This is a genomic window from Actinosynnema mirum DSM 43827 (assembly GCF_000023245.1).
Taxonomy (GTDB): Bacteria; Actinomycetota; Actinomycetes; order Mycobacteriales; family Pseudonocardiaceae; genus Actinosynnema; species Actinosynnema mirum.
Window position 1 is genome coordinate 5,391,757 of the sequence record NC_013093.1, and the last position, 22,660, is coordinate 5,414,416.

A 22,660-nucleotide genomic window follows, 5' to 3' on the forward strand; every position below is an offset into this window, starting at 1 on the left:
GGCGTGTCCTCAACCCGGTGGACCTTCGTGGTCAGCGCACTAGGCGGTCGCCAGGGTTCGGGCCCACTCCCAGGTGCCGATGCCGGAATCCCAGGTGGTGCGCACGCTCACCGCACCGTCGACGTTCGTGAAGGCCCGCAAGGTCGTGCGTGAGCTGCCCTCGTTGTAGAGAACCGCGATATCACCTCGCCCGTCGGCGTCGAAGTCTCCGGCGGCCAGCTTCATCCTCCCGGCTTCCCATCCGTTGGCGCTCCAAGTCATCCGAGCAGCCGGTGTACCACCGACGTCGTCGAACAGCCACACCGCGAGCGAGGTGTTGCCGTAGTCGTAGAACGCGGCGATCTCGGCACGGCCATCCCCGTCGAAGTCGGCGGCGACCGGGTAGGTCCGCCCCCACTCCCACATTCCGCTCGCCGTCCTCCACGGATTCCGGGTGGTCACCGCGTTCGCCACCTCGTCGAAGATCCACAGCCCGGTTGAGCCGCTGGAGTAGTCGTAGAACGCCGCGATCTCGTCTCGACCGTCCCCGTCGAAGTCACTGGCCACCGGTTTAATCCGATTCCACTCCCAGGTACCGAGCCCGGAGTTCCAGACCATTCGAGCACTCGCTGTCCGATCAAGTCCGACGAAGAGCCAGACGGCGGTGTTACCCGAGCCGTAGTCGTAGAAGACCGCGATCTCGTCTCGACCGTCCCCGTCGAAGTCGCCTGACACCGGGTTCATCCTCGGCCACTCCCAGGTCCCGGCAGGTGACTCCCACACCTTCACCGGGGTGGTGACACCCTCGACGCCGTCGAAGAAGAAGACCGTAGTCCGACCTCCGCCATAGTCGTAGAAGGCGACGATCTCGTTGCGTCCGTCGGCGTCGAAATCGCCGGAGACTGCCTTGGTGCGGGTCCAGTCCCAGCTATTGGCTCCTCCGCTGCTCCACGCCAACCGGGAACCGCCCGTGCCGGTGACGTCGTCGAACATCCACAACCCGGTGCTACTGCCGATGTAGTTGTAGAATGCACCCAACCTGGATGGCGTCGTCACCGTTCGCACTACCCAGCCCGCCAGGTCGTCAATGCGAGCCGCGACCGCGGCGGGCTCACCACCGGCCTCGCCCACGCAGCCTGCCTGGGACGAGGCAACCGCCACTCCGACCAGTTCGCCAGCCCGCAGCAGCGGTGCACCCGCGTCGCCCTTGCAAAGCGGGTCGCCGTTCAGGTTCACCGTCGTGGCGGCGACGGCCCCGACCCCGAGGGCCCGGTCGACCAATCGTCGACCTGTCCAGTCGCTTGCGCTCCGGCCGTAGCCCAGGCCCCGGATGGGCTGGCCGGTAGTGAGCGGCAGCCTGGCGAGCGGAACCGGCACGACCTCGGTGACCGGCCGGTCCAGCTTGGCCAGCGTCAGGTCCCGGTCGCTGCGCGGCACCAGCTTCACCACCGCCCGCTCGTGGCCGCCCAGGCGGTCCAGATCGGAACGTCCGACCACGACAGTGGACGGTCGCGGCGGCGGTCCCTCACCGATCGTGCCGCCGCCGAAGCAGGAGGTGGCGGTGGCGACCCACTCCCTGGCCACCAGCGCACCGGCGCATGCGCGGCCTGCGGTCTCCACCCGAACCGCGAAGGGGAACGGTCCCGGTTCACCCGGCGCCGTGCCTGGTTCGCCGTTGGCGCGCAACTCCAGCACGGTGTTGACCGCGCCACCTGTGCCGAGCGGCTCCGCCGCACCGGGAGCCACCGTGGTCGTCGTGGTCCGCCCCTCGGCGGTGGAGGTGACCACGATCCGGTGCGCCCCACCCCAGACCAGGTAGGCCCTCGGGATCTCGAGGGTGAGGAAGCCACGCGGACCACTCAGTGAGAAGCAGGTCTTCCTCCCCACACCAGCCTCGGTGAGGTGCCACACCTCGAACAGGTCCGCCGAGGCGGCGCAGTCCGGGGCGAAGCGGATACGTCCGTCTCCGGTCACCACCTTGACGCCGTGCTCGGCGAGGATCTGCGCGGCGCCGGGGTAGGCAAAGTCCTCCACCAAGGAGGACGGCTCGGCGGCTGCGGCCATCCCCGGCGTGCTGGTCACCGAGGCGGTGACCAGCACGACCACAGCAGCGAGTGCTTGCGCCAATCTCACGATCTCCCCCTGATCAGGTTTGGTTCGACTGCGGTTGGTTGCGGAACGGGCGGACGTGGCCATCGGTGGCTGCGGCAAGCGCGGGGAGTTTGGCCATGATCGCCTGGGTGAGGACCTCCGGGGTCAGCTCCTCAGGCCGGTACCGCTTCGCGAGGTCGATGCCGATCTGAATGGTGATCACGTCAGCCTGGTCGTTGCGGCCTGAGATTCCCGTGAGCCTCGGGTAGAACTGGAGATCACTCTCGGTGAAACCGACGAGGTGCCCGATGTACCCGTAGTGGATGTTGGACCAGACATCGATGTAGAGCCCGGCGTTCATGCCGGGAATATCGGTGTACCAGTAATCGTCGGGGCCCATGCCGAGCATCCCCCGGATCATCGGCTTGTGGTCCCACCGCCCGTCGGGACGGACGAGCATGGCGAAGAACAGCAGGGCCGCAGTGTGACAGCCCTCCCGGCCGAGGACGCACGGCTTGTTCACGTTCGCCCGGATAGCGTTCAACGCCGGGTCATCCGGATTGACCTGCATCTCGCGCAGCATGTACAGCAGGACCTGCAGTGCGTCCTGGCCACCGTCGTGAACGTGCGCCGGGAGGGCCGGGTTGTTGATCGGCTCGGGTCCCGAGCCCTGGCTTGGTGTGGTTGGCAGGCAGACGCCGTCGGGCCGCGCCCAACCTGTCTCGCAGTTCGGCACACCCGGTGCTGACTGGCGCCGCTGGAGGTCGACCCAGGCCGCGTACGCCGCCTGCGCCGCTTGCGCCGCCGCGTAGGCGTCCAGTCCGGCAGCGCTCGCCGACTCCCTGGCCTTGGTTGCCGCCCACTGCGCGACCTCTGCCGTGAAGGCGGCCTGCCGCGCCGACTTCTCCGCCGCTGCGGCCGCAGCGGCGGCCGTCGCGCTTGCCTGCCGCGCCGACGCCACCGCTGCCCTGGCCGACTGCGCCGCCGTAGCAGCCTGATCGGCGGACTGCTTCGCCTGCGCCGCCGAGTCCGCCGCCTGCTGCGCGTACCCGGCGGCCTGGTTGGCCGCAGCCTGCGCCCTTGCAGAGTGCTCGGCTGCCTCGGCGGCCGCCTGCCGGGCGACGGCCGCCACCCGTGCCGCCTCAGCCGCGTTCGCCCGCGCCGTCGCGGCTATCCTCGCGGCCTCGGCCGTCAGTCCGCGCACCCTGGTCACGTGAGTGGCGGCTTCCAGGTCGCGCTGCCGGGCCTTGTGCTGCCCCACCTCCAGGTAAACGCGCAGATAGGAAGGCGGACCTGCGAGCGCCACCTGCCCCGCCGCCTTCACCTCGGCACCACCGGCCGCCATCACCTGGGATGTCTGGATGCGGTCGTCGGTCTCCCTCGCGGCCGCCAGTCCGATCCGCAGGAACGCGTCCACCTCGGCCGCCGTACCGCGCAAAGCCGTCTGCGCGGCGGCCCGCACCGCCGCGCCACCCGCCGCCATCGCCTGGGACACCGCGATCCTGTCGTCGGTCTCCTTCCCGCTGTAGGACCGGGTACGCAGGAAGGCACGCACGTCCTCGCCAGAGCCCGTCAGCGCCGCCGTCGCCGCAGTGCGCAGCGCGGCAGGGGTCCCGGTCGCTGCCAGGTGCGCCACCCGTGCCCGGTCGTCCTGCTCGGCAGCGGAAGGCAGGGTCGCCGCCAACCACTGCCGCATCCCGGCCACATCGCCGACCACAGCCTCGGCCGCCGCCGCCCGCGTCCAAGGGCCACCTGACCGGAGCAGTCGGACCGCCGCGCGGCGGCCGTTGCCCAGCACGGTCTCGTCGGTGGCACCCGCTGCGGACGCGGCGGCCAGCAGCATGTTCGTCTGCTGATCGACCCGGTCGGACTCCAGTGTGTCCCAGGGAATCGGCGCGGACCCGGCCGACGCTGCCTTCGCTGCCTCTGCTTCGCTCATCGCCTGCGCGGTCGCCTCGGCCAGCCGGGCCGTCTCGGCCTCCCTGGCCGCCTGTTCCACGGCGGCGGCCCGGTCGGCCGCAGCAGTGGCATCCGCGGCGGCGGTCGCGGCGGCTTCGGCGTGCGCGGTCGCCCGTGCCGCCGCCTGTGCTGCTTCGCCCGCGTGCGCGGCGGCTTCTTCTGCGGCTGCCGCAGCAGCTTCCGCGCGGGTTGCCGCTTCCAGGGCTGCGGTCTTGGACTCCCTGGCGGCAGTCACGGCCCGCTGTGCCCAGGTGCCCGCCGTGCCTGCCGCCCGGACAGCGGAGGCTGCCTGGCGCTTCGCCTCAGCAGCCTGGGCCCGTGCCCGGTCTGCTTCAGCACCTGCGGCATGCGAGTAGTTACCCGCTTCGGCGGCGGCGTTCGCGGCCGCGTCGGCGTTGCGCCCAGCGCTGGCGGCCGCCGAGGCCGCCGCGTTCGCGGCGTTGGCGGCGTCACCGGCGGCCCCGGCTGCATGTGCGGCCAACCGGGCGGTCTGTGCCAGCAGCCGAGCCTGCTCGGCGGCCCTCCGGGCTGCGCTCGCCTGGCTCGCGTCGGTGGCGGCGGCCGACGCGGCACCGTAGGCGACCGCAGCGGCCTGCCCGGCTGAGGCTGCCAGTTGCGCCGCACGGGCCGCCGCAGTCGTCGCCGACCGGGCAGCCCGGTTCGCCGCCGCAGCGGCGTCGGTCGCCACTCTCGCGGCGGACGCCGCCCTGGTCGCCGCGTCCGCCGCACGCGCCGCCGCTGCGGCGGCTTTGCCTGCAGCTTGCTGTGCCGCAGCGGTTTCTGCTGCTGCCCGTTCGGCCGCCAGCTTCGCCAGCCGGGCTGCCTCGACGGCGAGCGCCGACTGCTCCTCGGCGAGCCGGGTCTCCTCGGTGGCGATGCGGCCCGCCTCGGCGGCCTGGTCGGTGAGCTGCTGCACGGTGGCCAGCTCCTCGTCGCGGGCGCGGGCCACGTGCTGACCAGTGATCAGGAACTCGCGCAGATCCTCTGCCTCGCCCTGCAGCGCGCGCTGGGCGGCTTCCCTGGTTGCCATTCCGCCTACGGCCATGATCTGCGTGATGCGAACCCGGTCGTCGTCCTCGCGCGCTGCGTGCTGCCCGACCTCGACGAACCGCAGGATCGCCTCGTCGCCCGCCGTCAGCGCCTCCTGCGCCTTGGCGCGCAGTACCGGCCCGCCATCGGCCATGATCTGTGAGACCCGGATACGCATGTCGCTGGTCATGGGTGCCGTCCAGCCGGTGGCAAGGAAGGCACGCACGTCGGCGGGCGATCCGGCGAGCGCGGCTGCCCCGGCTTGCCGTGTCGCCGGGCCGCCCTGGCTCATCACCTGTTCGGTCCGCGTCCGTTCGTCGACGGCAGCGGCAGCTGCTTCTCCGCCGTCTAGGAACGCCTCGATGTCCGCGTCGCCGCCTGCCAGTGCCGTCTCGGCCTGGCGAGACTGCTCCGCCCCTCCCCGGCTCAGTGACAGGAGCACCCGTTCTCGGTCCGCTCTGGTAGCCGCCGCCGTCTGCTGTGCCGCAGCCAGTGGGGGCGGAAGCGCCGACAAGGACGAGGTGAGGATCAACGCCACGAGCAGATACCGCCGGTACGGCATCACGATCGCCCCCGTGTGAGTCGCTTGGCGCTGGGCCGGTACGGCGGAGACAGGTCGTGCACCGACCGCCCGGCATCGTTATGAAGGTGCCCCCACCCCCGCGGAGACGTTTGTCGCCCAGACCGACCCCATGCAACTACTGGAACCGGCACGAACTCGATGATTCAACTTCGGCAGAGGCTCTCCGGGTACCGCCGGCGGAGGTACCTCTGCTCGCTGTTCTCACTGGCGATCGAGTCGAACGTTCTGGCCTCGAACACAGGGTCGTGGACGAGACCGACCAGGCCGACGAGCAATTTCGGCGGTGGTTGCGGCAAGCGCTCGGGCGTGCCGCCGGCAGGTTCGGTCTCGTCCTGGGCGAGGTGCCGCCGCGCTACGGATGGCGGTTGCGGTCGGCGGGCGTCCCGGCCCTGGACGCCCGCGGGACCCGATGCTGGTTGCGGGTGGGCACCGGGTTGGAGCGCTGGGTCCGCGCCCCGGTCGTGGGCGCGTTCTGGACCGGCATCCCGGACTCGCGGGCCGTGCGGGGCGTGCCCCGACCACGGGTGCTGGCCGGCATGGAGTGGAGCACCACCGACTGGACGCGCGGTGGGCAGCGGCGGTGCGTGCGGGCCGACGCGACCACGCTGCTGGCAGGCCGGGCCTGCTCAGCGGATGACGAGTTGCGTGCCCCGCCAGCGATGCCTGAGCGGTGGTGGGCTGCGCTGCGGCGCGGCGTCACCGCGATCACGCGGACGAGCACCTCCCGGTTCGCGTGTCGTGCGGGCACCGGGGTCCGGGAGGTGTTCGGCGAGCGGGTCGCCGCCGCGTTCGCCCCGGTCGGGTTCGCCACCCAGCACGGGGATCTGCACTGGGCCAACCTGATCGGCCCCGACTGCGCCCTGCTGGACTGGGAGTTGTGGGGCGTGGCCCCGGTCGGGACCGACGCCGCGACGCTGTACCTGTTCGCGCTGCGCGTGCCCGAGACGGCCGAACGCGTGTGGGCGCAGTTCGCCGACGTGCTCGACACGGCGGCCGGGCACACCGCGTTGGTCCATGTCGCCTCCCGGATCCTGCGCCACGCCGGACACGGCCGTTACCCGGAACTCGCGCCGCTGGTGTTGGAGAGGGTGCGGCCGCTGATCGCCGCCCGCGGCCTCGGATAAGGACGGGCCTGGCGCAGCCGACCGGACGCCCCGCGACCGGGGACGGGGCTCGGCGGGCATGGCGGCCGCGCCGGGAGCGCGTGTTCGCCGACGGGCACGCTGACGTGGGAAGTCCACCGACCCCACGACACGGCCGCCGCATCGAGGGCGTCCCGTGCGCGCAGGACCAGGGTGGATGAGAAAACCGCAGGTGGGCGCTATCCGCAAGGGCAGGGGGAGTCCCGCACTGCGAGCAGGCCGCGTGGGGGGCTGGACCGCGTCGTGGTGGGCGCCCAACTCCTCAACCAGCTCGCGCTCCAACGCCGCGACGCTGCTCTCCCCCTCCTCGACACCCCCACCGGGGGCGGTCCAGTACACCGGCTGACCCGGCTTGACGCGCTCGATCAGCACCAAGCGCTGCTCGTCGTCCACCAGCAGCGCTCGCGCCGAACGGCGCACGACCTGGCGTGCGGATGCGCTCATCAGGTCTTCTCCTCGTGGGTGCGGCGACTGGGTACGGGTCAGTGTGCCGTGCCGGTCGTGTCCGAGGTGCCCGCGAATGCGAAACGACGACTTTCCTGGGCCAGCCGCGACCTGCACATCGCCCGTGTCCTTCGGACCCCGTCGAGGCCACGACCGACGAGAGAGCAGCCTGGGAAGGCATAACCTGCCGACGCGCCGTCGGTTGCGCCAGAGAGTGCGGTTCGGCGGGCGGGGTGTCACTTCGACGGAGTGCGCGGAGTCCGTAGCTCGTGGATGCCCTTGAAGGGAACCGAGGTCAGGCTGGGGCGCAGGAGCAGCCCAGCGGGGGTGGGCTCGACGTTGGCCTCGGGGTAGACCAACAGCACCTTGCGCAGCGCCGCGGTGATGGCCTCCTTGAGCTTGTAGCGGCCCTTGGCGGTGTCGGGGAACTGGTAGCCGAACTGCCGGTCGATCTCCTCCCAGGAGTGGGTGTAGGGCCTGGTGAGGGAGTACGCCTTATAGGTCAGCCAGGCGTAGAGGTCGATCTCGGCCGCCGAGCCCAGCTCCCGCACCACACGCAGGTCCACCGGCACCGGGCTCTTGAGGATCTCCTCGAAGAAGTCGGTGGCGAGCCGGACGTAGGAGGGGAACAGCGATCCCTGGCCGGGTGGACCATCGCCAAGGTCGACCGACCACGCCTTGGCGATGGACAGGTTGAACCCGACGTTGCGCCGCTCGGTGTCGCCGGTCCAGTGCATGGTGATGGTGGAGTTGAACAGGCGGTTGGCCTGTTCCTTGACCCTGGTGATAGTGCCGTTCTTGCCGCCGGTAGAGATCCGCCCCGCTGCACCGAGGTAGCGACTCGCCGGGCCCGGCGACCGGGAATGTCACATCCCCGCACGGAACGGTCACGGAGTGTTACGCATAAGAAGGGGATGATCGTCGGACGGGGCCCTTGAGCTGGGGATACGCCTGCGCAATTCGACGAGGTGGCGGTGCCGCCCGTAGCGGGTCACTTGGTTGTCCACGCATAAGAAGGGGAACGACCAGGTTGCGGATCCGGGCCCGGACGCCCCGATCGCCTGGTTGTCCACGCATAAGAGAGGGACCACGCCCTGCGGCTGTGGACAACCCGTCTCGCCGGAGGGACGTCCACGCATACGAAGGGGACGGATGCGGGGGGATTTCACGCATAGGAGGGGGATCACTACGCATAAGAGAGGGACCAATGTCCGGGTTTGCGCAGCTCAGGTGTCCTGTCCGGGCGAAGTTGGCGGAGTCAGGCACAGTTGGCGGGCCGGTTGGCGGGCGTCCGGAATACATGGCGGGCACCGAGCGACTGCGGGTCGGCGACCTGGGAAAACCCTGCGGGGTGGCCGCATAGCCTTGGCCTCCAGCCCGCCCCACGTGGCTCACGTCCGCCAATTCCGCCAACTAGGTCCGGTCAGTCGAACGGCAAGGTGTCCGCACCTAGTTGGCGGACCCCAGGTCAGCGCCACCCACATCCGCCAACTTCGTCCGGACAGGACACGCTGTCCTGTCCAAGGGAACTTGTTGGTGTCCGGACCTACTTGTCGGTGGTGCTGTCGGCGTCCGGAGCAAGCTGTCGGACACTCGGCGCCGACCTGGGGAAACGTGGCCGATGGCCGTCAACAGCCACGCCTATGGTGCTCCCTCCGGGGCTTCCCGCCACCGAATCCGTCAACTAGTGTCCTGAGTCAGGAATTCTGTTCAGATGTAGGCTGGGTTGATGGCGCGCACAGGGCGACCGAAGGCCGAGTTGGTGTTGGGCCAGGACGAGCGGGCGGCGTTGGAGGGCTGGGTGCGGCGTCGGTCGACGCCGCAGGCGTGGGCGTTGCGGTGTCGGATCGTGCTGGCGTGCGCGGAGGGCGCGACGAACAAGGACGTGGCCGCCCGGTTGGGTTCCACGCCGCACGCGGTGGGCCGGTGGCGGGCCCGGTTCCTGCGGTACCGGATCGCGGGTTTGGGCGACATGCCCCGGTCGGGCGGTCCGCGCAGGATCGATGACGGGCAGGTCGCCGAGCTGGTCGCCGCGACGCTGGAGCGCAGGCCGGACAACGCGACCCACTGGTCCACCCGGTCGATGGCCGAGCGGACCGGCCTGTCGCAGTCGACGGTGTCCCGGATCTGGCGCGCGTTCGGCCTGCAACCGCACCGTGTCGAGACGTTCAAGCTGTCCACCGACCCGTATTTCGTGGACAAGGTGTACGACGTGGTCGGCCTCTACCTCGACCCGCCCGAGCGCGCCCTGGTGTTCTGCGTCGACGAGAAGTCACAGATCCAGGCGCTTGACCGGTCCCAGCCGGTGCTGCCCATGATGCCCGCAGTCCCCGAACGGCAGACCGCCGACTACGTCAGGAACGGGACCACCACCCTGTTCGCCGCGCTCGACGTGGCCACCGGGAAGGTGATCGGCTCGCTCAATCGCCGCCACCGCACGGAGGAGTTCAAAGCCTTTCTGTCCACACTGGACAAGGAAGTGCCTGCGGGGCTTGAGGTCCATCTGGTCTGCGACAACTACGCCACCCACAAGACCCCGGCGGTCAAACGGTGGCTGGTCTCCCATCCCAGGTTCCACCTGCACTTCACCCCGACCGGCTCCTCGTGGCTGAACCTGGTCGAGCGCTGGTTCGCCGAACTGACCACGAAACGACTCCGACGAGGCGTCCACACCTCGGTTCAGGCGCTGGAGACCGACATTCGCGACTGGATCGCCGCCTGGAACAGCAACCCGAAGCCCTACGTTTGGACCAGAACCGCAGACCAGATCCTCGAACGCCTCGCCGGATATCTGAACAGAATTCCTGACTCAGGAGACTAGGAACCCGGCCGTGCACGCGGACTCGGCCGCGCGTCGCGCGCGCACGGTGCGCGAATCGCGCGCCCCCTCTTGACACGCCCCCGCGCCACCCGGTGCCGCCGCCGGGACACCGTCCACACGGGTACGCCCGGACGGGTGGTCCTGTGGGCAGGGCACGGTTCACCTGGACGGGAGTAGCCGCCCGACCCGGTGGTCTGGTCTGCTCTGCCGATGGCACCGTCCGTCGGCGAGGTCCTCAGGGCAGCCCGGTTACGACAACGCAGCAGCCAGGCCGAGTTCGGCAAGCCCGCGGGCCTCTCCCGCTGGGCGCTGGCCCGGATCGAGCAGGGCGGGCCGGTGGACCTCGACACGCTGCGGAACCTGGCCACCTGCCACCGCATCCCGCCCGCCCTGCTCGGACTCGCTACCGTCCCAGCAGGGCGGACGAGCGGAGATGAGGGCGACGTGGACCGCAGGGCATTCCTGACACTGACCGGCGGCGCCATGTCCGCCGGACTGCTCACCGGCGTCGGCGACGCCCTCATCCGCCTGCCCGCGCCACCGGCACGCAACTCCCCGACCACCGTGGCAGCCCTGCTGGAACGCGGCCGCGCCCTGTTCGACCAGGGCCGGCACGCCCGCCTGGTCCAGGCCCTGCCCACCCTGCTCTCCGCCGCCCACGACCTCGTCGACGGCGACCGACACGGCCACCGGGCGCTGTCCTCCTGCTACCAGTTGGCCACCCACACCCTGGACAAGGTCGGCGCCCACGAGCACAGCAGCCGCGCCGCCGACCGCGCGGTCACCCACGCCCGCCTGTCCGGCTCGCCCACCGCGCAGGCGCTGGCCGTGCGGGCGCAGAGCATCGTGCTGCGCCACGAAGGCCGCGCCGCGCTGGCCGAGCAGGTCACCCTCGACACCCTGGACGGCCTGCAGGCCATCGGCCCCGCTGATCCCGCCGGGTGGACAGTCTACGTGCAGATGCTGTGCAGCAGCGCCTACACCGCAGCCCAGGCCGGGGACCGCCCCACCGCGCTGGAACTGCTCGCCGAGGCCGAGCACGCCCACCGCGCCCTTCCCGCCACCGCCCCGCCGGTGGCCATCCTGGGCGGCTCCACCCCCACCACGGCGCAGGTGCGCCTGTACCGGGTGGGCGTGCACTGGGCGCTGGGCGAGTCCGGCAAGGCGCTGCACACCGCCCACGGCCTGAGCCCCGACCAGTTCCCCACCCCCGAACGCCGCGCCCGGCTGCACATCGACCTGGCCCGCGCCTGGTCCCAGCACGACCGACCAGGCCACGCCGTCGCAGCCCTGCTCGCAGCACACCGACACGCCCCCGCCGAGGTCCTGGACCGACCCAGGATCACCACGCTCGCCCACCGGGTCATTGCACGACACCCCCGCGGCGAGCAGGCCCGCGCCCTGCACACGATCCTGCAAGGCGACGGTCCGCGCTGAGCCCGCTCCGACACCGCCTGGACAAGCGCCCTTTCCAAACAGCAACATCCTGGGCGTTTTTACCGATGCCGAACGGGGTGCCGCTGCCGGTCCGGGGACGTGCCGGGGCGGCGCGAGGCCCTTAGGCTGGCACCGGTCCCCTCCCCAGCGTCCGAGGAGGCCGTCATCGCCCCGGTGCACCGCCGCGTGTTCCTGCGTGCCGCCGCCCTGACCGGCGGCACGCTCGCCTTCCCCACGGCAGCCGACGCCGCCACGCACAACGCCGTCGCGGTCGACCCGGCGCTGGTGCTGCGCGAACGGCTGCACGAACTGCTGCTCGGCACCACCGCGACCACCGTCCGCACACCCCCCGTCGGTGTCGACCGGCTCGCACGGCTGGCGACGGCCGCGCGCGACCGGTTCGCCGCCAGCGACTACCTCGCCCTCGCCGAGCAGTTGCCCGCGCTGGTGGACGCGGCCGAGGCCACCGCCGCATCCAGACCCGACCCTGCCGCCGCCAGGGCCTTGGCCACCGCCTACGCCCTGACCTGCAGGGCGCTGATCAAGCTGGAGGTGTCGGGGCTGGAGTGGGTGGCCGCCGACCGCGCCCAGCGCGCCGCGCGCGAGGGGGAGGACCCGCTGCTGCTGGCCGAGGCCCGACGCCTGATCGCCTCGGCCGTGCGCCGCACCGGCGACCACGACCGCGCCCAGGCGCTGACCCTGGCCGCCGCCGACGACCTGGCCGCCACCACGCGCCCAGGGCATCTGGTGATGTTGTCGAGCCTGTACTGCTCGGCCTCCTACGCCGCCGCCCGCGCCGGGCACCGCGCGGACGCCGTCGACCTGCTCGCCCAGGGCGCCGAGACCGTGGACAGGCTCGGCGAGGACCCACGCCGCCCAGGGGCGCTGGCCAACCTGGTCAGCCACCGGGTCTCCGCCGCGCACCTGCTGGGCGACGCCGGGACCGCGCTCGCGCACGCCAACAGCCTGCCGCTGTCCGCGTTCCCCACCGCGGAGCGGCGGGGGCGGGTGCTGGTCGACGCGGCCTCGGCCTACATGATGTGGGGCAAGCCGGACATGGCCTACCGGACGCTGCTGACCGCCGAGCGGTTCGCCCCCGGCGAGGTCCGCACCCGCACCGCGGTGCGGGAACTGGTGTCCGACCTGCTTGCCTCGTCGCGCAGGGCGGCCATGCCAGGGCTGGACGGCCTGGCCGCCCGCGTCCACGCGGTCGCCTGAAAGGCGGCGGTGACGGCGCGCGGTCTCCGGTCAGCTTGTGCCGGTCTGAGGCGATATGCGGGAGTGCGGCATCGAGCACCAGTCCTCACGGCCTCCAGCTCCCACCACAGCTGCAGGTCGGCGATGGTGTACTGCGGCGGGTCCTCACGCCGATCGCTCCACAGGAAGCCGGTCGGCGGTTGCTGCGATCCGGTACAACGCACCGACACACCTTCCCGGCAGGCCCACTCGAACAGTGTCCGGTGCTCGTCCGGGTCGAGGCCGCTGTGCTGCATGAACTGCTCGCAGGACGCCCGGTAGGGGCAGGTCCGCTCATCTCTCCGGCGGCCGCGAGCGCAGCCCCACTGCCCGCCTCGCAGCAGGGCCTTTCTCACCCCCGCGTCGGCGGGAAAACACCTTCTCCCCGCACAGTGCGGCGTCCGCACGGGCCCGACCATGCTAGAAGGCCGCGATGCCGGACCTGCACGCCGTCACCGCGTCGCCCGGCAGAGCCAGATCCTGGAGGAGGGGGCGAGCGGTGTGCTGTCACCGGAGGAGGACGGCCGGTAGCCGACGCGGGCGATACCGCCCATAACGGGAGCGAAGCGCGCCGCAGGTGAGTAAAGATCACCGCCACATCCACCAGGAGCGCGGTCATCGGGCAGGCGGGCGGGCAGGATGGCGGCGTGCGCGATGTGGAAATGATGATCGACCAGGTGCCCGACTCGCAGGTCCGGCTGCTCGCCCAGGACGCCTGGCGCTGCTACCAGGCCGGTGTCCACCGGTCCGCCGTCACCGCGACCTGGACGGCAGTGATCACCGACATCGTCGCCAAGATCGTGTGGCTGGCCGAGGAGGACGACCCGGGAGCAAGGAGGTTCCGCGATCAACTGCGCCAGGCCCAGCAGCAAGGGCTGGACGGGTCCGGGATCAGCGCCATGCAGGGCATCGAAAAGACCTTGCTGGACAAGGCGGTGGAGTTCGAGCTGCTCGACAAGGTCGGCGCGCGAATGCTCAACCGCATCCGCGAGGACCGCAACCTGTGCGTGCACACCTCCCTGAACAACGACAACGCGGTACACGACCCCGGTGAGGAGACCGCCCGCGCCCACCTGGTCACCGCGTTGACCCTGCTGCTGACCCACCCTCCGCTGGGAGGCAACCGCCTGTTCGACCGGTTCATCGACCACGTGTGCGACGCGCGTTTCGTGCTCTCCGAGGCGCATCTGCTGGCGAACTTCCACGACCGGCTCCGCGGCAGGACCCGGAGGCAGATCATCGAGGTGGCGGCGAAACACGCCCTGTGCGAAGGGGCCACCGATGGGCGGCTACCCGAGGACGAGTGCGCGGACCGGATGGCCAAGGCGCTGCTGCTTTTCGCCTCGCGCGACCGAGAATCGGCCCGTGCCGCGACGGCGAAAGGCATGGGCAAGTTCGCCGGGCTCGATGCGGAGCAGAAGCTGAGGGCGCTGGGGCGCCTAGGCGACCAGGACTTCTTCTGGGACAGCCTGCCCGCCGACCAGCACGACCACCTCAAGGCGCTGGTGGCCGACCTGGACGTGAACAAGCGGCTCCCAGGCAACTTCGCCGATGCCTGGAAGGGGTTGAGCGCACTGCTCCGAGTGCTGAGCCTGACCGGCAGCGACCAGGCGCGGGCACGGCTGCCCGAGTTGGAGAACCAGTTTAACGAGCTCCCCCAAGACCGGAAGATGTTGGCGGCCTCCGACCGGCCGGCCCACCATTTCGTGCAGGTGGTGGTGTCCACGCTGAAGAAGGCAAGGAGTTTTTCCACCGGAGGCTTCGCTGGGCAGGCGTTGGTCAGGCACGCGCGGTTCCTAGACCTCGACAGCCTGCACGCCGCGCTTCGGGCATGGGGCGGGAACTGCGAGTGCTACTACTCCCACCCCATGCCGAACGCCGCCGTGGAACTCTTCCACGCCACCAAACGCCTGGGCCACGAGCGGATCACGTTGTTCGGGGAGTTCCTGACCATGCTGCCGCTGGATGATGACGGGAGCTACTACTACGCCGCGCTCGCGGAGACGTTGCAAGCCGAGGGGTACACCCTGCCGGAGCCTCCCGCCGCCGAGCCGGAGGAGGTCACGGCCTGATCGGTCCGGACAGCACCCCGGACTCGCCCGTCGCGGCCGGGAACCTGCGACGCCCAGGCCGGAGGACGGCGAGAAAAAGGCTGTTCACCGCCATGCGGTCCGGAGTTATCGGACCCGTCTCGTACAGCGGCCCGCCCGTTCCGGTGGCCATGACCAGCTGTGCGGCGTCGTGAGCCTCCAGCACGTCCGGCACCGCCTGCCGCTGGTGCGCGGGGAACCCGGTCATGCTCATGCGACTCGTGCGGTAGGAGGGCCTTCCTGGGGGCGAGGGGGCGTGCCGCCCCCAGGAACACGGGTCCCGACGTGGCGGTGACCGCACAAGTGCGTGGAGTGTCCTGCGCCGGATCGGGGTTTTCGCGTCTCAGGCCCCTCCGCTCCGGTGTGGCTCCTTGGAGTCCGCTGGCAGCAACCGTTGGCGGGCCAGCTCGCGCAGGCGTAGCACCGCGTCCCCGGCGGCATGGGACTTGAGTTTGTTGCTCACGGGCAGCTCAGGCAGGTTCTCGCGGATGATCCTGGTTACCTGGGCTGCTCTGCTTTCGGTGTCGCCCCGCGGGTGGCCGTCGTCCGGGGCGGTGATCAGCCATCTGAGCGCGGTCAGGACGTTCACGGTGGTCTGGCCCATGACCCCGCCGCCGTTGGTGTTGAGCTCCAACGCCAATCGGTCGAGCACGGTGGTGATCGCCTCGGCCATCTCGGTGTCCACGCCCGCTGCTGCGAAGACCGCCTCGGCCTTCGCGTGCTCGTCGGGCGTCGGGACGCGCGCCTCACGCGCCTGCGTGTCGGGGGCCGGAATGTTGCTGGCGAGCAGGCGTATCCTGGTCTGGTTTCGCATGATCAGCAGCTTCATTTGCTGATCCGGGGTCAAGGTGCTCGGCAGCTTGCCCACGTCCGCTGTGGCGTGCTCCAGCTCCTTGCTCAGGCCGAGGGCTTTGCCTTTCAGGCGGTACCGGCTCAGGCGCCGCTGGATTGCCCGCTCCACGGACGTGAACGTCCGCTGTGGCGCGAGGTTCGCGTCGAAGGTCAGCTTGTCGATCTCGATCCCGATCCTTCTCGTCTGCTGGGGATCGAGTGTGGCGGCCAGCGCGTCCACGACTCCCAGGAACACCCCCAGTCGGTGACCAGGGTCGTTTTGAACCCGGTCGGGGTCCTGGCTGGCCTGTCGGGGGGTGTCGTGCCCGTTGTCGTTGAGCAGCGCGTAGGCGCGCTGGCGGGTGATTCCGAGCCGTTCGGCCGCCTGCGCCACGCTGAGCCCCCAGGCGGGGTCGTGGACCAGTTGCATCACGGACGACGCCCGCACCATCTCCAGGGTGCCCGGAAGCCGATCGCTGAACTGCGCCACCGTCCGGTATCGCTCCACGGGGTCTGCCAGGCGCGACAGCAGCGTGCTGCCCACGCCGTTGAGCGCCACCTCGACCGGGTCCCGCCCGATGAGCGTCTGCTCGTATTCGGCCCCGCCCTCGATGCCCTCGTACGTCGCCCTCGTTTCCGCGAGCTCGTCGTACCAGCCCTCGGGCAAAGGGGCCCCGGTCCGCCCGGTGTCGTCCTGTCGCTCACTCATATACGGCACACCTCCACGTCACGGCCACCATTTCGGCAACCTGTCCAGGAGCAGCGGGCGGTTGCCCGTGACGGGGCACGGGCGTGAACCACGCCCGTGCCGTCCGCACGCCGTGCGGGTCTCGGTCGCAGCTCCCGCACTTCCGCTCCACCCCTCGCCGATATGTCAATCTGTCGCTTGACATTGCGTCAAGCTACAGATTGACAATGGCTCGGACGAATGTCAAGCACCTGATTGACATCGTGGCAACTGATGGCTTGACAGGTAGGGGTGCGGTTTCGCCGATGACCACCGACGTCGTCCACGCTGTGGCGGTCATCGAGGCTGGCGGGGATCTCAGCTTCGGTGCGCGAGGTGGTGCCGGGCGGCGGCCTCGTCGGCGCTGATCCAGCGGCTCTCGCCCTCGTCGTAGTCCTGCCCGTGGTGCTGCCAGCGGGTGAGCACCTCCCACAGCACGTAGGCCGTGCCGTCGGCCAGGGTGACGTCGTGGCGCACCAGCCCGGTGTCGCTGCCGTCGCTCTCCTCGCGGCCGTCGACCCGCACCACCCGGTGCGTAGTGGCGGTGAGCAGCGGGTGCCACACCGCCCGGTCCCTGATCTCCGGGTTGCCAGCGGTGACCACCAGGTCGAGCAGTTCCTCGGCGGCCGGGGACAGCGAGAGCGGCCGTCCGCTCTCGCTCGGCGCGCACCAATAGCCGATCGACAGGGCGCCGTCCGACCACAGCTGCCAGCCGGTGTCGGCGAAGGACTTGACGTGCAGCACGGTGACGTCGGGGACGTGCTCCCAGCGCGACCAGGCTCCCGGATCGTGCTCCAGGCATCGGCGGGCCTCGTGGGGGTCGTCGGTGATCTGCACGCGCGGCCCGACCGTGCAGCCGCGCAGCACGAAACGGCCAGTCGTCGTGGGTACCTGCGGGGGTGCGGCCGCCAGCGCCTGCTCCACGGTGGTGTGCCCGGCGGCGCGCAGCTGTTCGGCGCGCTCGTGGCCGATTCCCGCGTCGGCCAGCAGCCCGGCCTGAGCCGCAGGCCAGCGACGCCCCCTCGGCCAGGCCCAGCCCGCCTGCGCCCACTGGTCGGGGGTGCGGGCGAGGTAGGCGGTCGCGTCCCGGACGTCGGTGATCGAGACCGCGCAGTCATGGCCGGTGACCTGGTGCGGCAGGACACCGGCGTCCGCCAGGACGCGGGCGGGCGCGGGCGCGATACCCGCGCGCGCCCACTCGTACGCCGAGCCGTACTCGGCACGCAGGTCGGCCACCAACCGGCGGCGCTCGTCGGTGAGCGGGTGACAGGTGGCGATGTGGCCGCGCACATTGTTGAGGGAGAAGTCGTCACCGTCCCCGCCGTGGTGCACCACGGTCCACAACCGACCGCCCGCCTCGTCGAGCAGCAACTCGTCGCCGTGCGGCGGCTGCTGCTCGTGCGGGCGCAGCGGGACCCGCGCGAGCGCGGGCAGCCCTTCCAGCGTCGGGTCGCCGAACGGCGGCCGCCACGCGTCCGGGACACGGCCGACCAGCCAGTCCAGCAGCCGCGCGCACCGGGCGGACAGCTCCTCGCGCACCGCCTGGTGGGCCTCGGCCTCCAGGACCGGCGCCGCCTCCGCCTCGGTGGCCGCACGCACGCGCGCCGAGAAGAAGAAGCCGCTGTCGCGGCCGACGCCGTGGACCAAGCCGTCCTCGGCGTAGTAGTGCTCGCGCGCGGTGACCACGGTGACCACCCCGCTGACCTGACGGCTTCCCTCGCGTTCGGAGACGAGCGCGCCGCCGGGCACCTCCTCCGGGGCGGGGCCGCCGCGACCGGTCCACCACTGCTCGCGCGTCGTGGCGCCGGTGGTGAACGGCTCCTGGCCGTAGCCCTCGCCGCCGCCGACCTCCCAGGTCGGCGCGCCACCGGGGTTGTGAGGGTTCGGCGGGCACCCGCCATCGTGCTCGACCTCCCAGGCCGAGCCGGAGCTCTGCTTCACGGCCAGGCCGCCCTCGGCGGGCACGTCCCGGCCGCACAGGCGGCAGGTGCCGGCGTACCGGTTGATGACGCGGCGGTGCATGGTGGAAGTCCTCACGTCGGCGCAGGCGGACGGGCGCGCGCAGGCTGCGACGCGCCTTAAGGAGGCGTTGGAATCCTCACGACCGGACTGATCGTGCTGTTGTGCTGACGTGGGCGCGAATCCCCGCTCGTGCCGGGAAACGCCGCTCGACCCGAGCCTAGAGGTATCCACCGACAATTCCGCGTCGACCAGGTGGCCGGGGTGGCCTCGGCGACCGACCGTCGGGCTCTTTCGTATCCGGCTCGGGTCACCCGAAGGATGGGGCGGCTGCGGCGCGGGGGCTAGTCCAGGCGGGTACGGGCGATGCTCACCGGCCCGATCGCCACCATCGTGGCCGCGGGTGTCAACGCCGTCGTCAGCACGGCCAGCTCCGTCGCGCCCTCCATCGTCCACGTCTCCCACACCAGCAGGCACTCCTGCCAGCCGGGACCGCCCGCGAGCGAGCTGCTGCACGAGATCGCCCCCTGGCCGAGCGCCTCCTGGCGGGGGCTCGGATGGAGCCCGACGCCAGCCTGGGCCGCAACGTCGCTGTCTTGGACGAGGACGTCGAACGCGCCGAGCGGGGGATCCGCGAGGCCATCGACTCCTACTGCGTCGACGCCGAGCTGGTCGGGACGGTGGAGGCGGTCGAGTGGTACGACGTGGCGCCCGAGCGGTTGGCCGCGGACACCACCGACGAGCAGCTGCGGGAGATCGCCGCCGAGGCGGAACCGCGTGCGGCAGGATGCCGTGCTCATCCTGGACGGCGAGGAACGCCTGCGTGCGCTGCGCGGCGTGCTGCGCGAGGGGGTGGCCGAGGAGTTGTCCGAGGTCGCCGAGCAGCACCGTGAGCTGGAGCGGCGCCGCAACGACCTGGTTCGTCGCCTGGCGGGATGGGGGAGTCCAGTCGGGCGATCGCGGCCCTGGCGGGGCTCTCGCACGGTGGTGTCCAGCGGATCGTCAAGCGCGGCAACGCGGACGCGGCGACGGACTAGAACGGACCGATGGGCGAGGCGCGGGAGCTGCTGGGGACATTCTGGTGGGCGTCGTCGGCGGTGGACAGACTGGTCACCGGGGGTCCGACTCGGTCATGAAAGACTCGGAGCTGCGCCGACACCGCGAACGCCCCGTACCAGCCGAGGTCGACCCGTCCGGCCGCGCCCTGTACCGGGCGCACATTCGCCTGGGGCAGGGCGACGGCGCGCCCCGGCTGTTCTTCCTGGACGCCACCGGCACGGGCGGATCGGTGTGCGTGGGCTACGCGGGCAGGCACCTGCCCCTGCGATGAGGCGCGCGGCGCGCGGTTCGCCACACGACGCGCCCTTGATATCCGCCGAGTGCCGTCGCCAGCGGGACAGCACTGCGCGGGCTGCCCGGCCGGCGCACTCTCCGATCGGCTGAAGGGTGTGGTGGCGCAGCCGTTTTTGGGCGTGCGCGATGCTGCACGCCATGAGCGAGCCGAAGGAGAATCCGGACGTGGTGAGCATGTCGTGGGCGGCCCGACGCGATGCGAGCGCGCTGCCCCTGCTCGTGATCGGGACGCTGCTGGCGGTCACGGCGGCGGTGCGGAGCCAGTGGCTGCTCGACGTGGACGGGTGGGCAGCGTTGGGGCAGTGGGTGGGCGGGCTGGGTGCGTTCGCGGCGGTGGCGGCGGCCCTGTGGATCGCCTCCCGCGACCGGCGCGCCGCCGACCTGCGGGACCAGGAGGCGGCCCGCTCGCACGCGTTCCTGGTCGTGGCGACCTGCACCGATCAGGGGGTGCTGGTGGTCAACCACGGCCCGGAGCCGGTCACCCGGCTGGTCGTGCCGAAACTGCACAGCCAGCAGGTGGGGGAGCTCATCGTCGACGACATGCAGATTGCGGTCCGTCAGAAGGACATGCTGCTACCGGGCGAGAGCTGGATCGCCCCTTACCCCAGGCCCGATGAGCGGGAGTGGAGGCAGGAGGTGAAGACGCACATGATCCGTGTGATGGACGACGATCCCGACGCGGTGCGCGCGGAGGTGCACTGGAGCGATCTGGGCGGCAGGCACTGGGTGCGGGTGGGCTCGCTGGACCCGCGTGGGGCGAACGCCTCGGACTGGCGGCCCACGGCGGAAACCGACTAGCGGGTTCTGGACGCTCTGGTCGGTGCTCCCCGAACGGAGGGCGTTCCCGACGACGAACCCGAAGGCACTCCTACGCAGCGCGAGCAGAGGACGCAAGGCGACCAGGACTGACCGGACTGGTGTCGTCCCGCGCAGCGCTGTGGTCCCGGCCCGACAACTGCCCGAGGGGGGCGAGCTCGTCCTTCTCCGCGCACCAGTGGCGTAGCAGGCCGACCCCGCGGTCAGGGTGGCGTGATCGGCCACCCGCCCCAGGCGACGACGGGGACGCTGCCCTACCACGAAATCCGCGTGCTTTCGGATTCCGGACTCCGGTTCACTACCCGCCATGAACGAGGTCCCCTCTGAATCCCGCAACGAAGAAGAGCCGCGCCGCTGGGTGGAACGGCTCGACGTGTTGGACCAGGCGTGGGCAGTGACCGGCCAGCAGCTCAAGGTCCTCCCCGCGCCCACCAGCCAGTGCGGGCAGGAGGACGCCGTGCTGGCGGCCCTCCACCCCGACTGGTCGCCCCACGAGTGCTTCCGGGCAGGGCAGGGAGCCGCCCTCCTGATCGATGTCGCAGCCGGGCAGTTGGCCGCGCTGCGGTCCCTGGTGGCTGCGGGGAACCTGGTCCTGACCACCTGACCACTGGCGCGGGCGGTGGTGGAGAACGTCTCGCACGCCGGGTGGCTGCTCGACCCGGAGATCACCCCGGAGCAGCGGGTGGCCCGACTCTGGATGGACAAGCTCGCCAACGCCTGTCGCCACGTCGAATCCTTCCGAGCCCGCAAAAAGCCCAAGGCGGACGAGAAGGCCGCCAAGAAGTACCGCGAACAGGTCAAGGCCGAGGTGGTGCGCAGGTTTCCCACAACAATCCTGCAGGACCTGGCCTGGCAGGGCAGGTCGACAAGGACCCGCGCCCGTCGTGGGAGGTCGCAGGGCAGCAGCTCCCTGGGCTCGGGCGCAGTGTCCGCCGGTTCGCCGACCACGCGGGGGTGCGCGGCGTCCACGGGGTCTACGACCGGTTGTCGTCGCTGTCGCACCCCAACCAGCTGTACCTGTCCCGGTTCCTGCACGAGACCAGGCACGGGGATCACGTTTACTGCGACCGCCGGGCCGAGTTGTCCGAGGCGGTGTGGCCGGTGGACCTGGCCGCGAGCTTCCTCTACCTGGCGGCCTCGGCACTGTGCTCCTTTTATGGACTCGACAACACCGCCCTGGAGAACGCCGCCGACCTGCTGCCCTCGGTCGACAACCGCACCTGACCTGGCAAGCCCCCGGTATCCGCCCGCCGGACCGGCTACCAGGACACGCAGGTAAACGACAGCGGTGCCCTCGCGCGCCGTGCGGCCGATGAGGATCACCGGATCGGGTCACCACCGCCGAAGAGCGGTGTCACGCGGTGAGGGTCGTGTCACCGTCTCGGTACACGTCGGGGAGAACCCGCCTGAAGCGGGTTCTCCCTTGGCACGTGGACGACCGCTCAGGCCGGGCAGGAGCCCGGTGGGGAGGAACCGAGAATGCTCTTCAAGCGCACCGCCGCGCGCGTCGCGGCCACGATGTTCGCGGCGTTGGCCGTGGCCACCGCGACTGCCCAGCCCGCCCTTGCCGGACCGGAGCACCACGGCATCTTCCCGAACGCGTCCCCCTCGTACTGCAACAGGAACGCCGCGCTCGTCGCGACCAGGGGGATCGAGACCGAGTACGGGCGGGTCGTCTCCTACGTCGACGTGTACTACTCCTACAGTTGCCAGACCAACTGGATCACCGTCCGGGGTAATCCGGCTGGCGGTGCCACGCTCAAGTGGATCTCGTCGGACGCGGTGGCAGGCCAGATCCGCGAGGACGACCTCGACCCTGGGCCGACCTACACGCCGCAGGTCTACGCGCCGGGCTCCACCTGCGTCCGCTTCCAGGTATGGCTGCGCTGGCCGGACGGCAGCCACTACGCGGAGACCTACTCGGCAGGGGCGACCCACCAGGTCGTCTGCTGACCCTTCGGCCCATCGGCGCCGACCGTCCTTCCACGGAGCACGGCACTGCCTTGTCGAAGCCGCGCTCGGGTGGTCCGGACGCTTCGTCGCCGTCGCGACAGGCTCTCCCGGTGGGGAAACCAGAGAACACCTTCTCCCCGCTTGGCGGGGGTGTGAGCGCACCGACCACGGCTGGCAGGATCGCACCGGACAGGGGATGGCGGGTGCCGT

16 protein-coding genes and 2 pseudogenes are annotated in these 22,660 nt (G+C 71.1%); 10 read left to right on the top strand and 8 right to left on the bottom strand.

What is annotated here, in order from left to right; translation table 11 throughout:
- Window positions 1-39: 39 nt before the first annotated feature.
- Both AMIR_RS22640 and AMIR_RS22645 read right to left on the bottom strand, forming a co-directional pair.
- Window positions 40-2,085 (bottom strand): FG-GAP-like repeat-containing protein, encoded by a 2,046-nt coding sequence (locus AMIR_RS22640; protein WP_041836946.1) that lies wholly within the window; start codon window positions 2,083-2,085, stop codon window positions 40-42.
- Between the two features lie 40 nt (window positions 2,086-2,125).
- Entirely contained in the window at window positions 2,126-5,500 is a 3,375-nt protein-coding gene (locus AMIR_RS22645; RefSeq protein WP_187313438.1) for a polymorphic toxin type 44 domain-containing protein, read from the bottom strand.
- Window positions 5,501-5,886: 386 nt separating this feature from the next.
- Between AMIR_RS22645 and AMIR_RS42205 the strand changes: the two genes are divergently transcribed.
- Window positions 5,887-6,765, top strand: coding sequence for a hypothetical protein (locus tag AMIR_RS42205; protein ID WP_015803278.1), 879 nt, complete (start codon window positions 5,887-5,889; stop codon window positions 6,763-6,765).
- 270 nt (window positions 6,766-7,035) lie between these two features.
- Here AMIR_RS42205 and AMIR_RS42210 read toward each other — a convergent pair.
- Both AMIR_RS42210 and AMIR_RS22655 read right to left on the bottom strand, forming a co-directional pair.
- Window positions 7,036-7,227, bottom strand: a pseudogene (locus AMIR_RS42210) (NUDIX domain-containing protein); the annotation flags it as partial.
- Window positions 7,228-7,463: 236 nt separating this feature from the next.
- A pseudogene (locus AMIR_RS22655) lies at window positions 7,464-8,054 on the bottom strand (replication protein RepA); the annotation flags it as partial.
- Window positions 8,055-8,956: 902 nt separating this feature from the next.
- Here AMIR_RS22655 and AMIR_RS22660 point away from each other — a divergent pair.
- The 4 genes from AMIR_RS22660 (at window position 8,957) to AMIR_RS22675 (ending at window position 14,793) form a co-directional block, all read left to right on the top strand.
- Complete coding sequence (locus AMIR_RS22660; RefSeq protein ID WP_015803279.1) at window positions 8,957-10,048, top strand: IS630 family transposase; 1,092 nt, start codon at window positions 8,957-8,959, stop codon at window positions 10,046-10,048.
- A 210-nt stretch (window positions 10,049-10,258) separates the two neighbouring features.
- A complete protein-coding gene (locus tag AMIR_RS22665; RefSeq protein WP_015803280.1) occupies window positions 10,259-11,485 on the top strand; it encodes a helix-turn-helix transcriptional regulator in 1,227 nt (408 codons plus the stop codon).
- 174 nt (window positions 11,486-11,659) lie between these two features.
- On the top strand, window positions 11,660-12,703 hold the full coding sequence (locus tag AMIR_RS22670) for a hypothetical protein (RefSeq protein ID WP_049796938.1): 1,044 nt from the start codon (window positions 11,660-11,662) through the stop codon (window positions 12,701-12,703).
- 665 nt (window positions 12,704-13,368) lie between these two features.
- A complete protein-coding gene (locus tag AMIR_RS22675; protein ID WP_015803282.1) occupies window positions 13,369-14,793 on the top strand; it encodes a hypothetical protein in 1,425 nt (474 codons plus the stop codon).
- Here the strand turns inward: AMIR_RS22675 and AMIR_RS22680 are convergent.
- The 4 genes from AMIR_RS22680 to AMIR_RS22695 all read right to left on the bottom strand — a co-directional run bounded on the left by AMIR_RS22680 (window position 14,783) and on the right by AMIR_RS22695 (window position 19,128).
- Entirely contained in the window at window positions 14,783-15,025 is a 243-nt protein-coding gene (locus AMIR_RS22680) for a hypothetical protein (RefSeq protein WP_041836948.1), read from the bottom strand. The two genes, AMIR_RS22675 and AMIR_RS22680, sit on opposite strands and share 11 nt — an antisense overlap.
- Window positions 15,026-15,154: 129 nt before the next feature.
- Entirely contained in the window at window positions 15,155-16,351 is a 1,197-nt protein-coding gene (locus AMIR_RS22685; protein ID WP_015803284.1) for a hypothetical protein, read from the bottom strand.
- 336 nt (window positions 16,352-16,687) lie between these two features.
- Window positions 16,688-18,391, bottom strand: a complete 1,704-nt coding sequence (locus tag AMIR_RS22690) for a hypothetical protein (RefSeq protein WP_015803285.1) — start codon at window positions 18,389-18,391, stop codon at window positions 16,688-16,690.
- Between the two features lie 281 nt (window positions 18,392-18,672).
- A complete protein-coding gene (locus AMIR_RS22695) occupies window positions 18,673-19,128 on the bottom strand; it encodes a hypothetical protein (protein WP_041836949.1) in 456 nt (151 codons plus the stop codon).
- Between the two features lie 332 nt (window positions 19,129-19,460).
- Between AMIR_RS22695 and AMIR_RS22700 the strand changes: the two genes are divergently transcribed.
- The 5 genes from AMIR_RS22700 to AMIR_RS22720 all read left to right on the top strand — a co-directional run bounded on the left by AMIR_RS22700 (window position 19,461) and on the right by AMIR_RS22720 (window position 22,450).
- Window positions 19,461-19,658: a hypothetical protein gene (locus AMIR_RS22700; protein WP_143760854.1), complete on the top strand. Its 198-nt coding sequence runs from the start codon at window positions 19,461-19,463 to the stop codon at window positions 19,656-19,658.
- Between the two features lie 161 nt (window positions 19,659-19,819).
- Window positions 19,820-20,479 carry a hypothetical protein gene (locus AMIR_RS22705; RefSeq protein WP_143760856.1) on the top strand — a complete coding sequence of 220 codons (660 nt, stop codon included), beginning with the start codon at window positions 19,820-19,822 and terminating at the stop codon, window positions 20,477-20,479.
- Window positions 20,480-20,804: 325 nt separating this feature from the next.
- Window positions 20,805-21,101: a hypothetical protein gene (locus AMIR_RS22710; protein ID WP_015803289.1), complete on the top strand. Its 297-nt coding sequence runs from the start codon at window positions 20,805-20,807 to the stop codon at window positions 21,099-21,101.
- 350 nt (window positions 21,102-21,451) lie between these two features.
- Window positions 21,452-21,721 carry a hypothetical protein gene (locus tag AMIR_RS22715; RefSeq protein WP_015803290.1) on the top strand — a complete coding sequence of 90 codons (270 nt, stop codon included), beginning with the start codon at window positions 21,452-21,454 and terminating at the stop codon, window positions 21,719-21,721.
- Between the two features lie 255 nt (window positions 21,722-21,976).
- Window positions 21,977-22,450, top strand: a complete 474-nt coding sequence (locus AMIR_RS22720; protein WP_015803291.1) for a DUF2690 domain-containing protein — start codon at window positions 21,977-21,979, stop codon at window positions 22,448-22,450.
- Window positions 22,451-22,660: the final 210 nt, after the last annotated feature.